The sequence below is a fragment of the Streptomyces sp. NPDC015171 genome (genome assembly GCF_043079545.1).
Taxonomy (GTDB): domain Bacteria; phylum Actinomycetota; class Actinomycetes; order Streptomycetales; family Streptomycetaceae; genus Streptomyces.
In genome coordinates this window covers 113307-134262 of sequence record NZ_JBIBUO010000006.1, presented here as the reverse complement: position 1 = coordinate 134262, position 20956 = coordinate 113307, and the positions used below count along the sequence as shown (strand labels likewise).

The window sequence follows — 20956 nt, the reverse complement described above, 5'->3', positions numbered from 1 at the left end:
GTCCCCTTACGCGAGCCCCGCACGCTCCAGGGCCTCGGTGCCGGCGCGCAGGGAGGCGAGCCGCTCGTCCAGCGTGAAGCCGGCCGGCGCCAGGTTGAGGGTGGTGACCCCGGCGGCGGCGTACTCCTTCATCCGGTCCGCGATCCGGTCGACGGAGCCCAGCAGGGTGGTCCGGTCGATGAGGTCCTGCGGGACGGCGGCGGCGGCCCCCTGCTTGTCCCCGGACAGGTACTTCTCCTGGATCTCGGCGGCCTCCTTCGCGTATCCCATGCGCTGGGCCAGCTGGTTGTAGAAGTTCTGCTTGGCGCTGCCCATGCCGCCGACGTACAGCGCGGTGTACGGGCGGAAGGTGTCGGCGAGCCGGGCGACGTCCTTGTCGTCGCCGAGGGCGAGCGGCAGGGTCGGGGACACGTCGAACCCGTCGAGCGTCAGGCCCGCCTTCTCCCGGCCCGCGCGCAGGTACTTGATCGTGGTCTCCTCCAAATGCTCGGCGGAGGGGAAGATGAGCAGCGCGCCGTCGGCGATCTCGCCGGTCTGCTCCAGGTTCTTCGGGCCGATCGCGGCGATGTAGAGCGGGATGTGCTCGCGCTCCGGGTGCACGGTCAGCTTGATCGGCTTGCCCGGGCCGCCGGGCAGCGGCAGCGTCCAGTGCGCGCCCTCGTACGTCAGCCGCTCCCGGGTCATCGCCTTGCGGACGATCTCCACGTATTCGCGGGTGCGGGCCAGCGGCTTGTCGAACTTGACGCCGTACCAGCCCTCGGAGACCTGCGGCCCGGAGACGCCGAGGCCGAGCCGGAACCGGCCGCCGGAGAGCGAGTCGAGCGTGGCCGCGGTCATCGCGGTCATCGCGGGCTGCCGCGCCGGGATCTGGAAGATCGCCGAGCCGACGTCGATCCGCTCGGTCTGAGCGGCGACCCAGCTGAGCACCGTGGCCGCGTCGGAGCCGTACGCCTCGGCGGCCCAGCACACCGCGTAACCCAGCCGGTCGGCCTCCTGCGCCACGGCCAGGTTGTCGCCGTCCATTCCGGCACCCCAGTAGCCGAGGTTGATCCCGAGCTGCATGGCCGATCCCCTTACCCATGAGTAACGTCCTGTGGCGCAGACCTTAGCGCGGGGGCGGGCGCCGGGGGCAGGGCACGGCCCCCGGCAGGGGGCGGATCACGCGATCCGCGCAGGCCGTCACCGCCGTACGGGCGGGGCCGATCAAGTTATCCACAGGCAACCCACGGCAGCAGTTCTGGCCAGTAATCTCGCGGACATGGAGCAGAGGCATCTCGGCCGTACCGGCCTGCGCGTGTCCCGGATCGGACTCGGCACCCTCACCTGGGGCCGGGACACCGACGAGCACGACGCCGCGGACATGCTGAAGGCGTTCTGGGAAGCCGGCGGCACCCTTGTCGACACCGCGGACGTGTACGGCAACGGGGAGGCGGAGTATCTGCTCGGGCAGCTCATGGACGGCCTGGTGCCGCGCCGGGACCTGGTCGTCTCCACCAAGGCGGGCAGCGTGCCGGATCCCGACCGCCGTGTCGACGGCTCCCGCGGCCATCTGCTCGCCGCGCTCGACGCCTCCCTGGCCCGCCTCGGCACGGAGTACGTGGATGTGTGGCACGTCCACGCCTTCGACCCCGGCACCCCGCTCGAGGAGACGCTCCAGGCCCTCGACCTCGCGGTGAGCAGCGGCCGTGCGCGGTACGCGGGCGTCTCCAACTTCTGCGGCTGGCAGCTGGCCAAGGCGGCCACCTGGCAGCTCGCGGCGCCGGGCGCCCGCACCCGGCTGGCCAGCACGCAGCTGGAGTACTCGCTGCTGCAACGGGGCGTGGAGCGCGAGGTGCTGCCGGCCGCGCTCGACCTCGGCGTGGGCCTGCTGCCCTCCTCGCCGCTCGGCCGGGGGGTGCTGACCGGCAAGTACCGGCACGCCACTCCCCCGGACTCGCGGGGCGCCTCCGAGCACCTCGCGCCGTTCGTGGAGCCGTACCTGGACGACACGGCGACCCGGATCGTGGACGCGGTGACGACGGCCGCCGACGGGCTCGCGGTCACCCCGCTCCAGGTGGCCCTCGCCTGGGTGCGGGACCGGCCCGGGGTGGCCGCGCCGATCGTGGGCGCGCGCAACGCGCAGCAGCTCACGGCGGCATTGTCAGTGGAGGCCCTTAGTCTTCCTGACGAGATCTGCCGGGCGCTGGACGATGTGTCGGCGCCCCTGCACCGCTATCCCGATCACGACTGGAGCACGCTGTGAGCACGGAGCCGGAGACCACGGAGGAAGCCGGGCCGGGGACGCCGGAGACACCCGGGACCACGGAACAGGACGCCGCCGGAGTGGCCGGGGACGCCGAGGCCGGGGACGCCGGGGACGCCGGGGACGCCGAGGGGAGCGTGCCGGGGGAGGACGTCGGTAGCGGCGACGGTGAGGGCGAGCCGGGGGCGGACGGTTCCGCCGGCACGGGGGGCGACACGGCCGAGGGGTCCGATTCCGGCGGGCTGTCCGAGGCGGAGGCCGAGCTGGCCGCGCAGCGGATCGAGCGGGAACGGATCGAGCGGCGCAAGGCCGAGAAGACGAACCCGATCGCCAGCGGCGCCAAGCTCAGCGGCACGGCGGCCGATCTGCTCGCGGCGGTCCGGGCCGTGGAGAGCGGCGAGAAGCCGACGGCCACGGTGTTCGCCGAGCCGGCGCCACCGCGCCGCACCGCGCCGGAGCCGGTCAACAGGCCCCGGCCGGCCCCCGCCCCGGTCCCGGCCGGTGGCCCGGCGCCGGAGGCCGTGGATGCAGTGCGCCGGGTGCTGGCCGACGGCGGCGCCCCCGACACCCTGGCCCCGCAGGCCGCCGAGGCGCTCGGCGAGGGGGCCGACACCGCGCTCCGGGAGGACCCCTGGCAGCTGCTCCGCATCGCCGGGGTGCGGCCGGAGCAGGCCGACGGCTTCGCGCGGGCGCTGCTCGGCGCGGACTGCGGCCCCGACGACGAGCGGCGCGGCCGTGCGGTGACCGTCTGGCTGCTGGAGCAGGCGGCCGTGGCCGGGCACACCGCCCTCGATCTGGCCACGCTCACCGCGGCGCTGGGCCGGCAGGGCGTGCCGGATCCGGACGCGGCGGTGCAGGACGCCCTCGCCGAGGGGGAGGCGCTGGTGTTCCAGGACGCCCTGGAGGAGCCCGGCGCCCCCGCGCCCGCGCCCGAGGACACCGACGAGGAGCAGGAACGGCCGGTCCGGGTCCTCGTCGGCCTCGAACGGTACGCGCTGGCCGAGGAGAGCCTCGCCGACGGTCTGGCCCGGCTGGTCAACTCCCTGTCCGAGGCGGACGGTCAGCGCTGGGAGACGGCCGCGGCCGGGCTGTCCGGCGGTGCGGCCGAGCTGGGCCGCGCGGTCGCCGGGCACGGGCTGGTGCTGCACACCGGCGGGGAAGCGGCCCGCGCCGAACCGGCCGCGCTGCTCGGTGCCGCCCGGGCCGCGGGCCTGCGCGCCTTCGCCGCCTGCCACACGCCGGACGGGAGCCTGCGGCTTGCCGCGCGGCTGGACGGCGGGCCCGCCGAGCGGGGCGTGGGCACGGTCGCGGGACTGCTGTCCGGCGCCGAGGGACCGGGGCGCGACGCGGACGGCGCCCTTGAGCTCGACCTGCTGATCGTGCCGGACGCGCCCCAGCTCGACGTGGAGAGCGCCGCGATGCTGGTGGAGTCGCTGCCCGACGGTGCCCGGCTGGTGCTCAGCGGCGACCCGGGGGTGCTGTGGTCGGCCGGCCCCGGCCGGGTCTTCGCCGATCTGCTCGCTGCCGGGTTCTGCCCGGTGACCGCCTCCCGGGTCCCGGATCCCGGCCCCCTGGGCGAGTTGGTCTCCGGCATCGGCATCGGCGAGCTGAACCAGGTGGCCGCCCCCGGAAAGGAGATCGTCATCGTGCCGGTGCGGGACGCGGGCGAGGCCGTGCACCGGACGGTGCAGCTGGTCGCGGACTCGGTGCCGCGGGCCATCGGCGTGCCGGCGGACCAGACGGTGGTGATCACCCCGGGCCATGGCGGCGCTGCGGGCACCCGCGCGCTCAACGCGGCCCTGAAGGAGCGCCTCAACCCGGGCCCCGGCAGGTTCGGCGGCTTCGACCCCGGCGACCGGATCGTCCACTGCCCCGCGCCGGGGCGCACCGTGCCGGGCGTGGTGGTGAAGGCCGACACCGACGGGCTGCACCTGTCGTGCGCGGGTGCCCCCGTCGTCGTACCGCGGGAGCGGGTGGAGAGCGGCGTGCGGCACGGGTGGGCGCTGACCGCGCACCAGGCGGCGGGCAGCCGCTGGCCGGCGGCGGTCGTGGTGCTGCCCGGGGATGCCGCACAGGCGCTCAGCCGCCCCTGGGTGTACACGGCGTTCGGCCGTGCGGAGCGGCATCTGTCCGTGGTCCACGGCGTGGAGCAGGCCCTGCCGAAGGCGGTCGCGGAGGTGCCGGCCAAGCCCCGTACCACCCGGCTGCACACTCTGCTGCGCACGCAGGAGGCGAGAGCCTGATCCGTCCGCGGCCCGGTGCCGCGGACGGAGGCGGTGCCGTACCGGCCCCGGGGCCCTACGGCACCGCCTCCTGGCGCACCGCTCACCGCTCGGCGTCGAGCGGCTCCAGTTCCTCGTCGTCCTCGTCGACGAAGTCGATGTCGTCGTCGTCCTCGTCGCCGTCGGAGACTTCGTCGTCGAACACCGCGCTCACGTCGAAGCGGCACACCACCTGCTGGGGATCGATGTGGTCGAACGGCGCCTCCAGCCACTCCCCGGCCTCGGGCGACTCCTCCGCCGCGGTGACCCACAGGGTGGAGTCGCCCTCCTCCAGGCCGAACTCCTTGTGCCGGGAGGCGATCTCGTCGGGTTCGAACTCGCCGAAGAGGGTGCCCAGCGCCCCGGGGACCGTGCGGGCGGCGGCGTCGTCGTCCGCGCCGTCGTCGAACTCCGCCGCCTCGACCCGCTGGGCCTGTGCCAGCAGCCGCTGGGGTTCCGCCACGGTGTAGTCGCGGCGGATCAGCACACTGATCGCGTTGGGTTCCTCGGGACCCGCGTACGGCGGAAGCGCGTCCTCCGCCCCCGGGATCTCGAAGGGTGTGACCTCGTCGTAGCGGTCGTAGAGCAGCTCGTCGTACACCTCGGCGGCAGCGGCCAGCTGATTGAACGCCTCGGAGACGTCCGGGTCGTCCTCCCCCGACCTGCGTTCGACCGCCGCCAGATGGCGGTCGAGCGCGGTCTTGACCGCCTCGGCGGCGGCGCGTACCTCGGCAGCGGTGGGCTGCGCAGCATCAGACATAGTGCAGACGCTATCCGTACCGGGCACCAGCCCGCACAATAGATGCGATGCCGGAATACGAATTTGTCGACGTGTACGTGCCTCGCGGGGTCTCCCGCAAGGAGGCGACACGTCTGCTGACGGACCATGCCGAGTACGGACACTGGGAGTTGGACCGACTGAGCCTGCTGCGCGACGGCAGCCGCAGGGTGCGGTTGCGGCGGCGGATCATCCGCCAGGTACATGCCACATGGTGAATCCGGAGACACACACGGGGCGGGCCCTGCCGACAAGGCAGGGCCCGCCCCGTTTCCGGGGCGTACGGCCCTGTCCGGGCCGTACGCCGTCGTGCCGCTGTCGCCGCTAGGCCGCCCGGGCCTTGCGGTACAGGACCGCGCCCGCGAGCAGCGCGCCCGCGCCGACCGGCAGCGCGATGCCCAGCGGCACCTCGTTGCCCGTGTGCGCGAGCCGGCCCGCGGCCAGCGGCTGGGCGGAGCGGCCCGTCTGCGCCTCGACGCCGTGGCCCGTGGACCGGCCCCCGGCGTGCTGGACGCCCGTACCCGGGTGGCCCTGCGAGGTGCCGGTGTGGCCGGTGCTGCCGCCGTGACCCGGGGTCCCGGGGTGGCCAGGGTTACCGGGGTGGCCCGGGTGGCCAGGAGCCCCGGGGTTCCCCGGACGACCGGGCTGACCGGGCTGGCCGGGCTTGCCCGGATGCCCCGGCTCCCCCGGCTTCCCGGGGTGCCCCGGGTGCCCGGGATGGCCGGGCTTCCCGGGAGGGTTGCCGTGCCCTCCGTCGTTGGCGCAGTCGTTGCCCGTGACGGCGTTGCCGATCCCGATGACGTCGACGCTGTTGCCGCAGACGTTCACCGGGACGTCGACCGGCACCTGGACGGTGTTGCCCGAGCCGACGCCCGGCGAGCCGCCGGTGTGGCCGTCCGCGTGCGAACCGCCGGAGCCGCCGTGCCGGCCCGCCGGGGCGCCGCCGTGGTTGGCGCACGTGTTGCCCGCCGCCGGGTTGAGGAGCCCGACGACGTTGACGGTGTTGCCGCAGATGTTCACCGGTGCGTGCACCGGCACCTGCACGGTGTTGCCGGACAGTACGCCGGGTGAGCCCCCGGCGGCGCCCGCTGCGCCCGAGTCGGCGTGTGCGTAGCCGCTCGCCGCGGCGATCACGCCGGTCGCGGCGGCCATGGTCATCAGGCCCTTGCGCGTGCCCTGTCGCATGCTGAGATCCCCCCTGCCTTCCGTGCTTTCGTTCTCGGAAGACCGGTCGGCCCCGGAGCGCATGGCGCGCGCTCCGGGGCCGACGGTCGTGGTAAAGACGCCCCTCAGGGAGCCGGCGTCACTTGTTGACGCAGGCGTTGCCGAAGGCGGGGTTCAGGAGCCCGATCACGTTGATCGTGTTGCCGCACACGTTCACCGGGACGTGCACGGGCACCTGGACGACGTTGCCGGACACGACGCCCGGGGAGTGCACGGCGGCACCCTGCGCCCCGGAGTCGGCGACGGCCAGGCCCGCGCCGGCGAGAACCAGACCACCGGTGGCAGCCGCAGCAGCGACGACCTTCTTGATCATTACTTCCTCCTAGTTGGCAATGCGACCCCAAGGTGCGGGATCACATCAGCTGCAACGAGGAGGAACTAATGAAGCTACGAACTTATCGTCGCATTCACCCTTCTCAGTACATCTCGTACGACTGCCCGATTACACCGGCGTGCGCGCCCGGCGAGGGGTCTCACGAAGCGTCGATGAACCGGTCGAGCACCCGCACGCCGAACTGGAGGCCGTCCACCGGCACCCGCTCGTCCACGCCGTGGAACATGCCGGCGAAGTCCAGCTCCGGCGGCAGCTTCAGCGGGGCGAAGCCGAAGCCGCGGATGCCGAGGTCGTCGAAGGACTTGGCGTCGGTGCCGCCGGAGAGCATGTACGGGATCGCCTTGGCGGTCGGGTCCTCGGCGAGCAGCGAGGACTGCATGGCCTCCACCAGGTCGCCGTCGAAGCTGGTCTCCAGCGCCTTGTCGGTGTGCACGTCCGCGCGGCGCACGTGCGGGCCGAGCAGCCGGTCGAGGTCGCCGAGGAACTCCTCCTCGTGGCCGGGCAGGAACCGTCCGTCGATGTGGGCGGTGGCCTCGCCGGGGATGACGTTGACCTTGTAGCCGGCGTTCAGCTGGGTGGGGTTGGCGGTGTTGCTCAGGGTCGCGCCGATCAGCTTGGCGATGCCGCCGAGCTTGGCGAGGGTGGACTCCATGTCCTCCGGGTCCAGCTCGGTGCCGAGCGCGTCGCCCAGTTCGTCGAGGAAGGCCCGGGTGGTCTTGGTGACCCGCACCGGGAACTTGTGCCGGCCGACCCGGGCGACGGCCTCGGACAGCTCGGTGATGGCGTTGTCGCGGTGGATCATCGAACCGTGCCCGGCGGTGCCGGCCACGGTCAGCTTCATCCAGTGCATGCCCTTCTCGGCCGTCTGGATCAGATAGAGCCGCCGCTGCTCGTTCACGGTGAAGGAGAAACCGCCGACCTCGCTGATCGCCTCGGTGACGCCCTCGAACAGCCCGGGGTGGTGGTCGACCAGGTGGCGGGCGCCGTACGTGCCGCCCGCCTCCTCGTCGGCGAGGAAGGCGACCACGATGTCCCGGGGCGGCCGGCGCCCGCTGCGCAGCCGGTCGCGGACGACCGCGAGGGTCATCGCGTCCATGTCCTTCATGTCGACGGCCCCGCGGCCCCACACGCACCCGTCGGCGATCTCGCCGGAGAACGGATGGTGGGTCCAGTCGTCGGCGTTGGCCGGTACGACGTCCAGGTGGCCGTGGATGAGCAGTGCGGGCCGGGACGGGTCCGTGCCCTCGATCCGGGCCACCGTGGAGGCGCGGCCGGGGTGCGACTCGTAGATCTCGGGCTCGAGGCCGACCTCGGCCAGCTTCTCGGCGACCCACTCGGCGGCCTTGCGCTCGCCCGGACCGGAGTGGTCGCCGTAGTTGCTGGTGTCGAACCGGATCAGCTCGCGGCAGAGGTCCACGACCTCGTCCTCGCCGGTGACGCTCCTGGCCGTGTCCGTCTCGCTCACGCTGCTTCCTCCCGCTGTCACTGCTGGTGGTCCTCCTCATCCTCTCCCCGGCCCCGCTCCGGGCCCAAGACCGGTCCCGGCCCGTCACACGCCGTTCACGCGCGGCCGGCCCCGGACCGGGGGCGGCCGGGGGGTGATCAGCCACCTCCGAAAGCCTGGTAATGTTTCCTTCGTCGCCGCGAGGGAAACCCCGCCGAAAGGGAAATCTCGCACGACAGACACCTTGTCCGGGTGGCGGAATGGCAGACGCGCTAGCTTGAGGTGCTAGTGCCCTTTATCGGGCGTGGGGGTTCAAGTCCCCCCTCGGACACCACCGGAGGGCCCCTGTTCATCAGGGGCCCTCTTCTTGTTCCCCCTCCCTCTCCTCCCCCTTCTTCCTCTCCTCTCCCGACGCGGGCTCGTGTGGGCCATGTCTCCCCGCGCCGTGAGACCGGCAGGTCAGCGGTGTCCGGATGATCTCCGCCGGCCCCCGGACGACCCCTCTTGAGTGGCCGCACGAAGGGGCGGAGCCTAGCGTCGTACTAAGATTTCCGGTTTGTTACCCGGCCGGACCTGACGTGAGGACCTGATGGCAGCCATTGACGAGAGCAGTGCTCTCGGCCTGCTCGACGAAGAGATCCACACGCAGTTCGGCGACAGGGCGCGCTTCTCCGCGGGACCGTCCGCCGCACCGCGCACGCTGATCGACATCCTTGACGCGTCCGTGCGCTCGTACCCGGACGAGCCGGCCCTGGACGACGGCACCCATCAGCTCACCTACCGTGCGCTGGCCGCCGAGGTGGAGCGGCTGCGCAGGCGCCTCGACGGCGCCGGGGTCGGGCTCGGGGACCGGGTCGGGGTGCGGGTCCCCTCCGGGACCAATGAGCTGTACGTCGCGATCCTGGCCGTCCTCGCCGCCGGCGCGGCCTATGTCCCCGTCGACGCCGAGGACCCGGACGAGCGCGCCGAGCTGGTGTTCGGCGAGGCCGCGGTGCGCGCCGTCCTCACCGGCGGCGGCACCATCGACGTCCAGGGCGGTCCCGGCGCGGCCGCCGCCGCACGGCCCGGCGCCGAGCACGACGCCTGGATCATCTTCACCTCCGGGTCCACCGGGAAGCCGAAGGGCGTCGCCGTCACGCACCGCAGCGCCGCCGCGTTCGTGGACGCCGAGGCCGCGCTGTTCCTGACCGAGGAGCCGATCGGCCCCGGGGACCGGGTCATGGCGGGGCTCTCCGTCGCCTTCGACGCGTCCTGCGAGGAGATGTGGCTGGCCTGGCGGTACGGCGCCTGCCTGGTGCCGGTGCCCCGGTCGCAGGTCAGGAGCGGTGCCGATCTCGGGCCCTGGCTGGTCGAGCAGGAGATCACCGTGGTCTCGACGGTGCCCACGCTGGCCGCGCTCTGGGAGCCCGAGACCCTCAACGACGTACGCCTGCTGATCTTCGGCGGCGAGGCCTGCCCGCCCGAGCTGGCGCAGCGGCTGGTCACGGAGGGGCGCGAGGTGTGGAACACCTACGGGCCGACCGAGGCGACCGTCGTGGCCTGTGCGGCGCTGATGACCGGCGAGGAGCCGATCAGGATCGGGCTGCCGCTGGCCGGCTGGGAGCTGGCCGTGGTCGACGGCGCCGGCGAGCCCGTGGCCATGGGCGACAGCGGACAGCTGGTGATCGGCGGGGTGGGTCTCGCGCGCTACCTCGACCCCGAGAAGGACGCGGAGAAGTACGCGCCGCTTGAGTCGCTGGGCTGGGAGCGCGCCTACCGCAGCGGTGACCTGGTCAGGGCCGAGCCCGAGGGGCTGGTCTTCCTGGGGCGGGCCGACGAGCAGATCAAGCTCGGCGGGCGGCGGATCGAGCTGGGCGAGGTCGACGCCGCGCTGCAGGCGCTGCCCGGTGTCGCCGGGGCCGCCGCCGCCGTGCGCACCGCCCGCGGCGGCAATCAGCTCCTCGTCGGCTATGTGGTCACCCAGGAGGGCTGGGATCAGGCCGCCGCCGTCGAGAAGCTGCGTGCCGCGCTGCCCGCCGCGCTGGTGCCGCTGCTCGCGCCCGTCGCCGACCTGCCGACCCGGACCTCCGGCAAGGTGGACCGCAATGCCCTGCCGTGGCCCCTGGAGGGCGTGGAGACCGGCGGGAAGGCCGAGCGGCTCTACGGCACCGAGGCCTGGCTCGCCGAACAGTGGACGGAGGTCCTCGGCATCCCGGTGGCCACCGCCGACGACGACTTCTTCGCGATCGGCGGCGGCAGTCTGGCCGCCGCCCAGCTCACCACCCGGCTGCGCACCCGCTACCCGAGCGCCGCCGTCCTCGACATCTACCAGCAGCCCGTCCTGCGCAAGCTGGCCCGGCGCCTGGAGCGCTCGGCGCAGGACGACGGCGCGCGGCGCACGATCGCCCCGGTGCCGCTGTGCGCCCAGGCCGTCCAGCTCCTGCTGCTCCTCCCGCTGGTCACCCTGCTCGGGCTGCGCTGGATGGTGGTCCTCGCGGCGGCCGGGAACCTGCTGCCCGCCTACTCCTGGCTGCCGACCGCTCCCTGGTGGCTGATCGCGGCCTGCGCCCTGCTCTTCTTCAGCCCGCCCGGACGTATCGCGCTCGCGGCGGGCGGGGCGCGGCTGCTGCTGCGCGGCCTCGAACCGGGGCGCTACCCGCGGGGCGGGAGCGTGCACCTGCGGCTGTGGACCGCCGAGCGGCTGGCGGAGTTCAGCGGGGCGACCGGACTGACCGGGTCCTGGCTGGAGCGGTACGCGCGGGCGCTGGGCGTCAAGATCGGGCCCGATGTGGACCTGCACTCGCTGCCGCCGGTCACCGGCATGCTCCGGCTGGGGCGCGGGTCCGCGGTGGAGTCCGAGGTGGACCTGTCCGGGTACTGGCTGGACGGGGACCGGCTGGAGGTCGGGCCGATCAAGGTCGGGGCCCACGCCGTCGTCGGGACGCGCAGCATGCTCTTCCCCGGCGCGCGGGTCGGCAAGCGGGCCGAGGTGGCGCCCGGTTCGGCCGTCGCCGGGCAGGTCCCCACCGGTCAGCGGTGGGCCGGGGCGCCCGCGGTCAAGCTCGGCAAGGCCAAGCGCAACTGGCCCAAGGACCGTCCGCAGCGGGGCACGTACTGGCGGGTGATGTACGGCGTGACGGGTGTCATGCTGACCGCCATGCCGGTGTCGGCGGGGGTGGCCGCGCTGCTGGTCGCCCGCCTGTTCGTGGCGCCCGGGGCGCCGGTCGCCGAGGTCCTGCGCGGCGCCGCGTTCGCGCTCGTCCCGGCCACGCTGGCCTTCGGTCTCGTGTACGCGGTGAAGATCCTGGTCGGCGTGCGGCTGCTCAGCCTGGGACTGCGCGAGGGCACGCATCCCACGCACAGCCGGATCGGCTGGCAGGCGTGGACCGTGACCCAGCTGATGGACCTGTCCCGTCAGACGCTGTTCCCGCTGTACGCCGGTCTTGTCACGCCGGTGTGGCTGCGGCTGCTCGGCATGCGGATCGGGCGGGGCGCCGAGGTGTCGACCGTGCTGGCGCTGCCGAGCCTGACCACGGTCGGCGACGGCGCCTTCCTGGCGGACGACACCCTGACGGCTCCCTACGAGCTGGGCGGCGGCTGGATGCGGATCGGGCGCGCGGAGATCGGGCGGCGGGCCTTCCTCGGGAACTCCGGGATGACCGCGCCGGGGCGCAGCGTGCCGGACGGCGGTCTCGTCGGTGTGCTGTCGGCGACGCCGAAGAAGGCGAAGAAGGGCACCTCGTATCTGGGGCTGCCGCCGGTGAAGCTGCCGCGCAGCGCGGCCGGCGGTGACCAGAGCCGCACGTACGACCCGCCGGCCCGGCTGCTGTGGGCGCGCGGGCTCGTGGAGCTGTGCCGGATCGTTCCGGTCCTGTGCTCGGCGGCGCTGGCCGGGGCGACGGCGGCCGCGCTGTGCGCGCTGGGCGGGTGGGCCTGGGCGCTGTCGGGCGCGGTGCTGATGGCGGCCGGTGCGGTGGCCGCGCTCGGCTCCATCGCCGCGAAGTGGCTGCTGGTGGGGCGGCACCGGGCCGGGGAGCATCCGCTGTGGAGCTCGTTCGTCTGGCGCAACGAGCTGGCGGACACCTTCGTCGAGGTGCTCGCGGTGCCGTGGCTGGCCGGCGCGGTGCCCGGGACGCCGGTGATGACGGCATGGCTGCGCGGGCTCGGCGCCCGCATCGGCCGGGGCGTCTGGGTGGACAGCTACTGGCTGCCGGAGACGGATCTGGTGACCCTTCAGGACGCGGCCACGGTGAACCGGGGCTGCGTGCTGCAGACTCACCTCTTCCACGACCGGATCTTGCGGACGGATACTGTGGTCCTCCGTGAGGGCGCCACACTGGGCCCTGGCGGGATCGTGCTGCCCGGCAGCACGATCGGGGCCCGTACGACCCTGGGTCCCGCGTCGCTCGTCATGGCCGCGGAGTCCGTCCCGGACGACACCCGCTGGCTCGGCAACCCGATCGAGGCATGGCGCCGCTGAGCGCGGCCCCTTCGGGGCCGGTGGGCGGTGCACCGGCACGGAGTGGTGGCACAGCGCAGGGAGCGGACACAGCAGTGGCAGTTCAGCAGTCGGTCGGCCCGGACCCGTACTTCCCGGACAACGGTGACTCCCGTTACCGGGTGCACCGCTACGAGCTCACGCTGGACTACCGCCCGGGCCCGAACCGGCTGGCCGGCACGGCCCGGATCAACGCCATCGCGGGCCGGGCGGCGCTCACCGAGTTCCAGCTGAACCTGGCCGACTTCAAGATCGGCCGGATCCGGGTGGACGGCCGGCAGCCGCACTACACGCACCGCGGCGGCCGGCTGCGCGTCCGTCCGGCCAAGCCGGTCCGGGCCGGGGCCGCGTTCACGGTCGAGGTGCACTGGTCGGGCAACCCCAAGCCGGTGGCCAGCCCCTGGGGCGGGATCGGCTGGGAGGAGCTGGAGGACGGGGCGCTGGTGGCGAGCCAGCCGATCGGGGCGCCGTCCTGGTACCCGTGCAACGACCGGCCCGCCGACAAGGCGTCCTACCTGCTCTCGGTCACCATGCCGTCCGCGTACGCGGTGGTCGCGGGCGGGCGGCTGCTGACCCGTACGACGAAGGCCTCGACGACGACCTGGGTGTACGAGCAGTCCGCGCCCACCTCCAGCTATCTCGTCGGGCTGGCGGTCGGCAAGTACCAGACGGTGCTGCTGGGCGATCCGGGCCCGGGCGGGGTGCCGCAGCACGGGCACATCCCGGCGCAGCTGCTCCCCGAGTTCTCCCGGGACTTCGCGCGGCAGCCCGCGATGATGGAGCTGTTCCAGGAGCTGTTCGGGCCGTACCCGTTCGACGAGTACGCGGTCGCGGTGACCGAGGAGGAACTCGATGTTCCGGTCGAGGCCCAGGGGTTGTCGCTGTTCGGCTCCAACCACGTGGACGGCGCCCGGGGTTCGGAGCGGCTGGTGGCGCACGAGCTGGCGCACCAGTGGTTCGGCAACTGCGTGTCCATCGCCGACTGGCGGCACATCTGGCTGAACGAGGGCTTCGCCAAGTACGCGGAGTGGCTCTGGTCCGAGCGGTCGGGGGGCCGCAGCGCCCAGCAACTCGCGGCCGTCGCGCACCGGTTGCTGGCCACGCTGCCGCAGGACCTCAGGGTGTCCGACCCGGGCCGCAAGTCGATGTTCGACGACCGGCTCTACGAGCGCGGCGGCCTGGTCCTGCACGCGGTGCGCTGCGCGCTGGGCGACCAGGCGTTCTTCCTGATGCTGCGCAGCTGGGTGCGGCTGCACCGCAACGGCACGGTGACGACGCAGGCGTTCACCGCGCATGTGTCCCGCTTCGCGGACGAGCCGCTGGACGGGCTGTTCGACGCCTGGCTGTACGGGACGGCGCTGCCGCCGCTGCCGACGCTCGGCAGCCGGGCGGCGGTGTAGCGCGCAGGTCCGGGACGTCGCGCGGGGACGCGGACCCGCCCGTACGGTGGAAGGAGGACGCCCTCCTTGCCCGTAGGGGCGTGTGCTCCAGGAGGTTGAACGCATGACCACCGCAGCGGACATCATGCACACCGGGGCCCAGTGGATCCCGGCGACCGAGACCCTCGACCGTGCCGCGCAGCTGATGGCACGGCTGAACGTGGGCGCGCTGCCCGTCAGCGGCCCCGACGAGCGGATGTCCGGCATCATCACGGACCGCGACATCGTCGTGCAGTGCGTGGCCAAGGGCCATGACCCGGCGAAGGTGACGTGCGGCGATCTGGTGCACGGCACGCCGCGCTGGATCGACGCGGACGCCACGGTGGACCAGGTGCTGGACGAGATGGAGAGCCATCAGATCCGCCGGTTGCCGGTCATCAAGGACAAGAGGCTCGTCGGCATGATCAGTGAGGCCGATCTGGCCACGCATGTGACGGACCGGCAGCTGGCCGGCTTCGTCGAGAAGGTCTACGCGAAGGTCTGACCCGGTCCCCCCTCTCCCGCTCCGGCGGTGCCGGCCGCGTCCCGGCCGGCACCGCCGGACCCTTTCGGTTCCCGCGCGAGGACGGGCCGCGAGGACGGGCCAGGACGCCCCCGGTGTCTCAGCGCGGCGGGCCGGCGCCGGGCGCCCTCACCCTGAGCGTGCCGTCGTCCCCCTGTTCGACGCGGGTGCCCCGGCCGCGGGCCTGTGCGTCCAGGACGGCGCACAGCCAGGCGGCGTCGCGGGCCGAGGCGTGCTCCAGGCGCATCCGGCGTGCCTGGAGCGGCACCATCCGCAGCCCGGTCAGCCGGCCGCTGCCGGGTTCGACCGAGACCAGGTACAGCAGGCGCAGGTCGTCGCGGTAGCGCTCGTAGCCGCCGATGCCCTCGTAGTCGTCGACGAGGTCGCCGCAGCCGTACAGGACGAGCCGGTCCCGGTACACCTCGGGCGGGCGCGGGTGGTGCGAGGAGTGGCCGTGGACGACGTCGGCGCCCGCGTCGACGAGGGCGTGGGCGAAGCGGACCTCGTCGCGGGGGATGGCGTAGCCCCAGTTGGGGCCCCAGTGGACGGAGGCGACGACGATGTCGCCGGGGTGCGCGGCCCGGCGCAGCCGCCCGGCGAAGTCCTCGGCCGCTGCCGCGGTCGGCGCGGCGACGAGGGCCACGCCGGGCCGGCCGGCGCCGGCGGCCCAGCTGTGCGGGATGCCGCTGGACGGCATCCCGAAGGCGAGGACCAGGACGCGTCCGCCGGCCGGCAGCGGGACGGCCGCGGGGCGCCAGGCCGCGGCCTCGTCCGGGCCGGCCCCGGCGGTGCGCAGTCCGGCCGCCGCGAGGCAGTCCAGGGTCTCGGTGAGGCCGGCCGGGCCGAAGTCGAGCACGTGGTTGTTGGCGAGGACGCAGACGTCGGGGCGGGCGGCGGCGAGGGCGGGCAGGTTGGCGGGGTGCATGCGGTAGTGGACGCCCTTGCCCGGTGCGAAGTCGCCGTGATCGGTGACGGCGGTCTCCAGGTTGAGCACCCGGACGTGCGGGGCGGCGCGGTCCAGGACGGGCAGTGCCTCGCCCCAGGGCCAGCCGGGGTCCACGGGCCGGGGTATCGGTCCGTTGACGGCCTCCGCCAGCGCGACGTAGTCGCGGGCGTCGTGCACGTAGTCCTCGCGCAGGGCCGGGTCGCAGGGGTGCGGCAGGATCTGGTCGACGCCGCGGCCGAGCATGACGTCGCCGGCGAGGAACAGGGTGACGGCTTCCTCGGGCATGGCAGGCGGGCTAGACGTGCGCGGGTGCCATGTGGTCGGTGAACCAGTCGCGGGCCGCCTCGGTCACCCTTTCCAGCGCGCCGGGCTCCTCGAAGAGATGGGTGGCGCCGGGGACCACTTCGAGGCGGTTCTCGCAGTGCAGCCTGGAGCGGGCGTCCCGGTTGAGTTCGAGGACCAGTTCGTCGGCGCCGCCGACGACGAGGAGGGTGGGTGCCGTCACCTCGTCGAGGCGCGGCCCGGCGAGGTCGGGCCGGCCGCCTCGGCAGACGACGGCGGCGGGTCGCGCGTCGGGCTCGGCGGCGGCCCACAGGGCGGCGGCGGCACCGGTGCTCGCCCCGAAGTACCCGACGGCGAGCCCCTCGGCGTCGGGCTCCTCGCGCAGCCAGCGGGTGGCGTCCAGCAGCCGGCCGGCCAGCAGGGCGATGTCGAAGACGTTGCCCCGGTCGGCTTCCTCCCGGTCGGTGAGCAGGTCGAACAGCAGGGTGCCGAGCCCGGCCCGGCGCAGCCCCTCGGCGACGAACCGGTTGCGCGGGCTGTGCCGGCTGCTGCCGCTGCCGTGGGCGAAGACCACGACGCCTGTGGCGCCCTCGGGCACGGTGAGCCGGCCGCCGAGTCCTACGAAGCCGGCCCGCACGGTGACCTCCCGGTCGCCGGATCCGGCGCCCGCGGTGTGCCGGTGGCGGCTGTCGGCCCGGCGCAGACAGGCGGTGACCTCGTCGTCGCCGACCTGGGTGAAGTCGGCGTAGAACTGGCCGACGGCGGAGAAGTCCCACGGGGTGTCGAGGCAGACCAGTTCGTCGGCGTCCCCGCCCAGGCGCCGGGCGAAGTCCGCCGGGGCGACGGGGACCGCGAGCACGACACGGGCCGCGCCGCGGGCCCGGGCGATGCGGCAGGCGACGCGCGCGGTGGAGCCGGTGGCCACGCCGTCGTCCACCACGAGGGCGGTCCGGCCGGCGAGGGGGACGGCGGGTGCCGCGCCCCGGTAGCGCCCGGCGCGCTCCTGGAGGACCCGGCGTTCGTCCTCCTCGACCCGGGCGAGGTCGTGCCGCGGGACCCCGGTCCCCCGCACGACCTCCTGGTTGATCACGCGTACGCCGTCCTCGCCGATCGCTCCCATGCCCAGCTCGGGCTGGTGGGGCACGCCCAGTTTCCGTACCAGGCAGACGTCGAGGGGGGCGTCGAGGGCCTCGGCGACCGCCGCCGCGACGGGCACACCGCCGCGGGGCAGTCCGAGCACCACCACGTCCTGGCCCCTGAGGTACTCCAGGCGAGCGCCCAGCCGCCGGCCCGCTTCGAGGCGGTTGCTGAAGTGCACGGTGGTGCTCCTTCACTCCCGGGGCAGCCAGAGCGGGGCCGGGCCGTCCGTGTCGGCCGCTCCGGTCGCCTTCATGTCGCCGTCGGCGGCGCGCAGGAGCATCCGGCCCATGGCGATGAGCGCGCGTCCGGCGGCGAGTTCGTCGCCGATGTCCGGCATGGCCTGGTCATAGGGGTTGCGGCGGGCCTCCGCGTGGCTCTCCATGACGTTGTCCCCGGTGTCCAGGACGATCCGGGCCGTGGTGTCCGGGTCGTGCTCGGACAGATACAGGTTGAGGCGCCACTCCTTGACGGCACGGCTGGTCACGGGTCCGGTCATCGTCCGCCACCTCGCTCCGCGGGTAGTGCCGCGACGGGCCGTCCGTCGGCCGCCGGTCCGCCGTGGCCGGTCGCGCGGTTCTCCGCGCCCCTGGGGGCGCGGCCGTCCGCCACTTCCACTGTGCACCCGGCCGGGGGCGGCTGCCTCCCCTGGTGCGGGCAGAATGTGGGCCATGACCTCGCGCACCTGCCCCTGCGGACTCCCCCGGCCCTACGACGCCTGCTGCGGCCGTTTCCACGCGGGCTCCGCGAGCGCCCCGACCGCCGAACTGCTGATGCGCTCGCGGTACAGCGCGTTCGTCAAGGGGGACGCCGGGTATCTGCTGCGCACCTGGCATCCGCGGACCCGGCCCGAGCGGCTCGACCTCGATCCGGGGATGAGGTGGACGGGTCTGGAGATCCTGGGCACCGAGGACGGGTCGGCCTTCCACACCACGGGCACGGTGACGTTCCGCGCCTCCTACCGGGGCGGCTCGCTGCACGAGCGGAGCCGGTTCGAGCGGGTGGCCGGGGCCTGGGTGTACGTGGACGGGGAGTTCCCGCAGGCGTAGCGGCCGGGCCTTCGGTGCGGGGCCGGGCTCAGGGCGCGAGGATGTCCAGTTCCTGGAGCGCGCCCACGGTGATCTGCCGGGTCAGTTCCTCGGCGCGGGCCGCGTCGCCCGCGCGGACCGCCTCGGCCACCCGCACGTGCAGGGTCACGGCCGCCGGGTCGGGGTCCTCGAACATGACCTCGTGCCGCGTGCGTCCGGTCAGCACCTCGGCGACGACGTCGCCGAGCCGGGCGAACATCTCGTTGCCCGAGGCGGTGAGGACGACCCGGTGGAAGGCGACGTCGTGGACCAGGTAGTCCGCGAGTCTGCGGCCGCGTGAGGTGGCCACCATGCCGAGCGCGCACTCGGTGAGTTCGGCGCACTGCTCGGCGGTGGCGTACTGCGCGGCGAGGCCCGCGGCCACGGGTTCGATCGCGGAGCGCAGCACGGTGAGCGAGCGCAGCTGGTGCGGGCGGTCGGCGCCGGCCAGACGCCAGCGGATGACCTGCGGGTCGTAGACGTTCCACTCGGCCTTCGGGCGGACCGTGACGCCCACCCGGCGGCGGGACTCGACCAGGTGCATGGATTCGAGCACGCGGACCGCCTCGCGCATCACGGAGCGCGAGACCTCGAAGTGCTGGGCCAGCTCGTCGGTGCGCAGAACACTGCCGGGCGGGTACTCGCCCGCTGTGATCGCGGGACCGAGGCTGTCCAGTACATGGCCGTGCAGCCCTCGGCCCCGTGTGCTCATGCACTCAGCGTACGACCTGGATCACAGTCTCAAAAAGTCAGACTTATATGTCACAGACTCTTGAATTCGTCGTACCTAATGGGTTTCAGTGTGGCGACGCCGCAGTGGCGTCGGATGTCGAGGAAGACAGCGAGGCAGTGATGCGAACCCCCCAGGTCGTCGTCGTGATGGGCGTCGCGGGGACGGGCAAGACCACGATCGGTCCCCTGCTCGCCGCGCGGCTGGGCGTCCCGTACGCCGAGGGCGACGACTTCCACCCGCAGGCCAACATCGACAAGATGTCGGCCGGGACCCCGCTCGACGACGCCGACCGGTGGCCGTGGCTCGACGCCATCGGGCACTGGGCGCACGGCCGGGCCGGTCTGGGCGGTGTGGTCAGCAGCTCGGCGCTGAAGCGGTCGTACCGCGACCGGCTCCGGGCCGTGGCCCCCGGGATCGTGTTCCTGCACCTGGCGGGTGACCGCCGGCTGATCGAGGAGCGGATGACGCGGCGCCAGGGGCACTTCATGCCCACCGCGCTGCTGGACTCCCAGTTCGCCACGCTCCAGCCGCTGGGGCGGGACGAGGCCGGGGTCGCCGTGGACGTCGGCGGCAGCCCCCAGGAGATCACCGAGCGTGCCGTACGGGCCCTCGCCTCCCTTCCCGACTCCGCGGGCAGCGTTCGGTAGCGCCCGTCAGAACACCCCCGTAACCACAAGGGAACCCCCGTGACCAGACTCAGCGTCGAGATGCTGGCAGCGGACGCACCCGCGCCGATCACCTCCGCCGGACATGCCCAGCTGGGCATCGCCGTGCTGGTGGGTATCGCCGTCATCGTCCTGCTCATCACCAAGTTCAAGCTCCATGCCTTCCTGGCACTGACCATCGGGTCGCTGGTGCTCGGGGCGGTCGCGGGAGCGCCGCTCGACAAGACCATCACCAGCTTCACCACCGGGCTCGGCAGCACGGTGGCCGGCGTGGGCGTCCTGATCGCGCTCGGGGCGATCCTGGGCAAGCTGCTCGCCGACTCCGGCGGCGCCGACCAGGTCGTCGACACCATCCTCGCCAAGGCCGGCGGGCGTGCCATGCCCTGGGCGATGGTGCTGATCGCCTCCGTGATCGGCCTGCCGCTGTTCTTCGAGGTCGGCATCGTGCTGCTGATCCCGGTCGTGCTGATGGTCGCCAGGCGCGGCAACTACTCCCTGATGCGCATCGGCATCCCGGCCCTCGCCGGTCTGTCCGTGATGCACGGCCTGATCCCGCCGCACCCCGGCCCGCTGGTCGCGATCGACGCGGTCAAGGCCAACCTGGGCGTGACCCTGGCGCTGGGCATCCTGGTCGCGGTCCCGACGGTGATCATCGCCGGTCCGCTGTTCTCGAAGGTCGCGGCCCGCTGGGTGGACGTGCCGGCACCCGAGCGGATGCTGCCGCAGCGCGCCCCGGAGGAGCTGGAGCGCCGCCCGGGCTTCGGGGCGACGCTCGCCACCGTGCTGCTCCCGGTGGTGCTGATGCTGGCCAAGGCGCTGGTGGACATCGTCGTCGACGATCCGGCGGACCGCACCCAGCGCGTCTTCGACGTGGTCGGCTCCCCGCTGATCGCCCTGCTCGCCGCCGTCGTCGTCGGCTTCTTCACCCTGGGCCGGCCCGCCGGGTTCACCAGGGACCGGCTCCAGCAGACGGTCGAGAAGGGCCTGATGCCCATCGCCGGCATCCTGCTGATCGTCGGCGCGGGCGGCGGCTTCAAGCAGACGCTGATCGACTCCGGTGTGGGCCAGATGATCCTGGACGTCTCCAAGGACTGGTCGATCCCGGCGCTGCTGCTGGCCTGGCTGATCGCGGTGGCGATCCGGCTGGCCACCGGCTCGGCGACGGTGGCGACGGTCTCGGCGGCCGGTCTTGTCGCGCCGCTCGCCGCCGACATGTCGACCGCCCACACGGCGCTGCTCGTCCTCGCCATCGGCGCGGGCTCGCTCTTCTTCAGCTTCGTCAACGACGCCGGCTTCTGGCTGGTGAAGGAGTACTTCGGGCTGAGTGTCGGGCAGACCGTCAAGACCTGGTCGGTGATGGAGACGATCATCTCGGTGGTCGCGGGCGGCCTGGTCCTGCTGTTGTCCCTGGTGATCTAGCCGGCC

General features: G+C 73.6%; 18 protein-coding genes and 1 tRNA gene. 10 read left to right on the top strand and 9 right to left on the bottom strand.

All coding sequences use genetic code 11. The annotated features are described in order from the left end of the window. Positions 1–6 precede the first annotated feature (6 nt). Positions 7–1062: an LLM class F420-dependent oxidoreductase gene (locus ACF073_RS18535; protein ID WP_392071204.1), complete on the bottom strand. Its 1056-nt coding sequence runs from the start codon at positions 1060–1062 to the stop codon at positions 7–9. A gap of 196 nt (positions 1063–1258) precedes the next feature. Between ACF073_RS18535 and ACF073_RS18530 the strand changes: the two genes are divergently transcribed. After that, entirely contained in the window at positions 1259–2242 is a 984-nt protein-coding gene (locus tag ACF073_RS18530; RefSeq protein ID WP_392071203.1) for an aldo/keto reductase, read from the top strand. Next, entirely contained in the window at positions 2239–4485 is a 2247-nt protein-coding gene (locus ACF073_RS18525; RefSeq protein ID WP_392071201.1) for a helix-hairpin-helix domain-containing protein, read from the top strand. The genes ACF073_RS18530 and ACF073_RS18525 overlap by 4 nt, the downstream gene beginning before the upstream one ends. An 82-nt stretch (positions 4486–4567) precedes the next feature. Here the strand turns inward: ACF073_RS18525 and ACF073_RS18520 are convergent, their stop codons facing one another. Further along, positions 4568–5263 (bottom strand): hypothetical protein, encoded by a 696-nt coding sequence (locus ACF073_RS18520; protein ID WP_392071199.1) that lies wholly within the window; start codon positions 5261–5263, stop codon positions 4568–4570. A 47-nt stretch (positions 5264–5310) separates the two neighbouring features. Between ACF073_RS18520 and ACF073_RS18515 the strand changes: the two genes are divergently transcribed. Beyond that, positions 5311–5499: a DUF5703 family protein gene (locus tag ACF073_RS18515; protein ID WP_392071197.1), complete on the top strand. Its 189-nt coding sequence runs from the start codon at positions 5311–5313 to the stop codon at positions 5497–5499. Between the two features lie 106 nt (positions 5500–5605). On the opposite strand, the gene ACF073_RS18510 is transcribed toward ACF073_RS18515, so the two are convergent. The 3 genes from ACF073_RS18510 to ACF073_RS18500 form a co-directional block, all read right to left on the bottom strand. Beyond that, positions 5606–6466, bottom strand: coding sequence for a chaplin (locus tag ACF073_RS18510; protein ID WP_392071195.1), 861 nt, complete (start codon positions 6464–6466; stop codon positions 5606–5608). Between the two features lie 118 nt (positions 6467–6584). Then, complete coding sequence (chpH, locus tag ACF073_RS18505; protein ID WP_345049153.1) at positions 6585–6818, bottom strand: chaplin ChpH; 234 nt, start codon at positions 6816–6818, stop codon at positions 6585–6587. A 160-nt stretch (positions 6819–6978) separates the two neighbouring features. After that, on the bottom strand, positions 6979–8304 hold the full coding sequence (locus ACF073_RS18500; protein ID WP_392071193.1) for a M20/M25/M40 family metallo-hydrolase: 1326 nt from the start codon (positions 8302–8304) through the stop codon (positions 6979–6981). A gap of 225 nt (positions 8305–8529) precedes the next feature. Here ACF073_RS18500 and ACF073_RS18495 point away from each other — a divergent pair. The 4 genes from ACF073_RS18495 to ACF073_RS18480 all read left to right on the top strand — a co-directional run bounded on the left by ACF073_RS18495 (position 8530) and on the right by ACF073_RS18480 (position 14683). Continuing rightward, a tRNA-Leu gene (locus ACF073_RS18495) sits at positions 8530–8617 on the top strand. 255 nt (positions 8618–8872) lie between these two features. After that, complete coding sequence (locus ACF073_RS18490) at positions 8873–12742, top strand: Pls/PosA family non-ribosomal peptide synthetase (protein WP_392071191.1); 3870 nt, start codon at positions 8873–8875, stop codon at positions 12740–12742. A gap of 74 nt (positions 12743–12816) precedes the next feature. After that, on the top strand, positions 12817–14160 hold the full coding sequence (locus ACF073_RS18485) for a M1 family metallopeptidase (RefSeq protein WP_392071189.1): 1344 nt from the start codon (positions 12817–12819) through the stop codon (positions 14158–14160). A 103-nt stretch (positions 14161–14263) separates the two neighbouring features. After that, on the top strand, positions 14264–14683 hold the full coding sequence (locus tag ACF073_RS18480; RefSeq protein WP_392071187.1) for a CBS domain-containing protein: 420 nt from the start codon (positions 14264–14266) through the stop codon (positions 14681–14683). Between the two features lie 118 nt (positions 14684–14801). On the opposite strand, the gene ACF073_RS18475 is transcribed toward ACF073_RS18480, so the two are convergent. The 3 genes from ACF073_RS18475 to ACF073_RS18465 are packed head-to-tail and all read right to left on the bottom strand — an operon-like array spanning position 14802 to position 17565. Then, positions 14802–15932, bottom strand: a complete 1131-nt coding sequence (locus ACF073_RS18475; protein WP_392071185.1) for a CapA family protein — start codon at positions 15930–15932, stop codon at positions 14802–14804. A 10-nt stretch (positions 15933–15942) separates the two neighbouring features. Then, positions 15943–17247 (bottom strand): phosphoribosyltransferase family protein, encoded by a 1305-nt coding sequence (locus ACF073_RS18470; RefSeq protein ID WP_392071184.1) that lies wholly within the window; start codon positions 17245–17247, stop codon positions 15943–15945. Positions 17248–17259: 12 nt separating this feature from the next. Continuing rightward, positions 17260–17565 (bottom strand): dsRBD fold-containing protein, encoded by a 306-nt coding sequence (locus ACF073_RS18465; RefSeq protein ID WP_392071182.1) that lies wholly within the window; start codon positions 17563–17565, stop codon positions 17260–17262. Between the two features lie 172 nt (positions 17566–17737). Here ACF073_RS18465 and ACF073_RS18460 point away from each other — a divergent pair, with 172 nt between their 5' ends. Then, positions 17738–18115: a YchJ family protein gene (locus ACF073_RS18460; protein ID WP_392071180.1), complete on the top strand. Its 378-nt coding sequence runs from the start codon at positions 17738–17740 to the stop codon at positions 18113–18115. 28 nt (positions 18116–18143) lie between these two features. On the opposite strand, the gene ACF073_RS18455 is transcribed toward ACF073_RS18460, so the two are convergent. After that, positions 18144–18845 carry a FadR/GntR family transcriptional regulator gene (locus ACF073_RS18455; protein ID WP_392071179.1) on the bottom strand — a complete coding sequence of 234 codons (702 nt, stop codon included), beginning with the start codon at positions 18843–18845 and terminating at the stop codon, positions 18144–18146. A gap of 140 nt (positions 18846–18985) precedes the next feature. Here ACF073_RS18455 and ACF073_RS18450 point away from each other — a divergent pair, with 140 nt between their 5' ends. Together ACF073_RS18450 and ACF073_RS18445 are read left to right on the top strand one after the other, a co-directional pair. Next, positions 18986–19513, top strand: coding sequence for a gluconokinase (locus tag ACF073_RS18450; RefSeq protein ID WP_392071177.1), 528 nt, complete (start codon positions 18986–18988; stop codon positions 19511–19513). A 39-nt stretch (positions 19514–19552) separates the two neighbouring features. Next, on the top strand, positions 19553–20950 hold the full coding sequence (locus ACF073_RS18445) for a GntP family permease (protein ID WP_392071175.1): 1398 nt from the start codon (positions 19553–19555) through the stop codon (positions 20948–20950). Positions 20951–20956 lie beyond the last annotated feature (6 nt).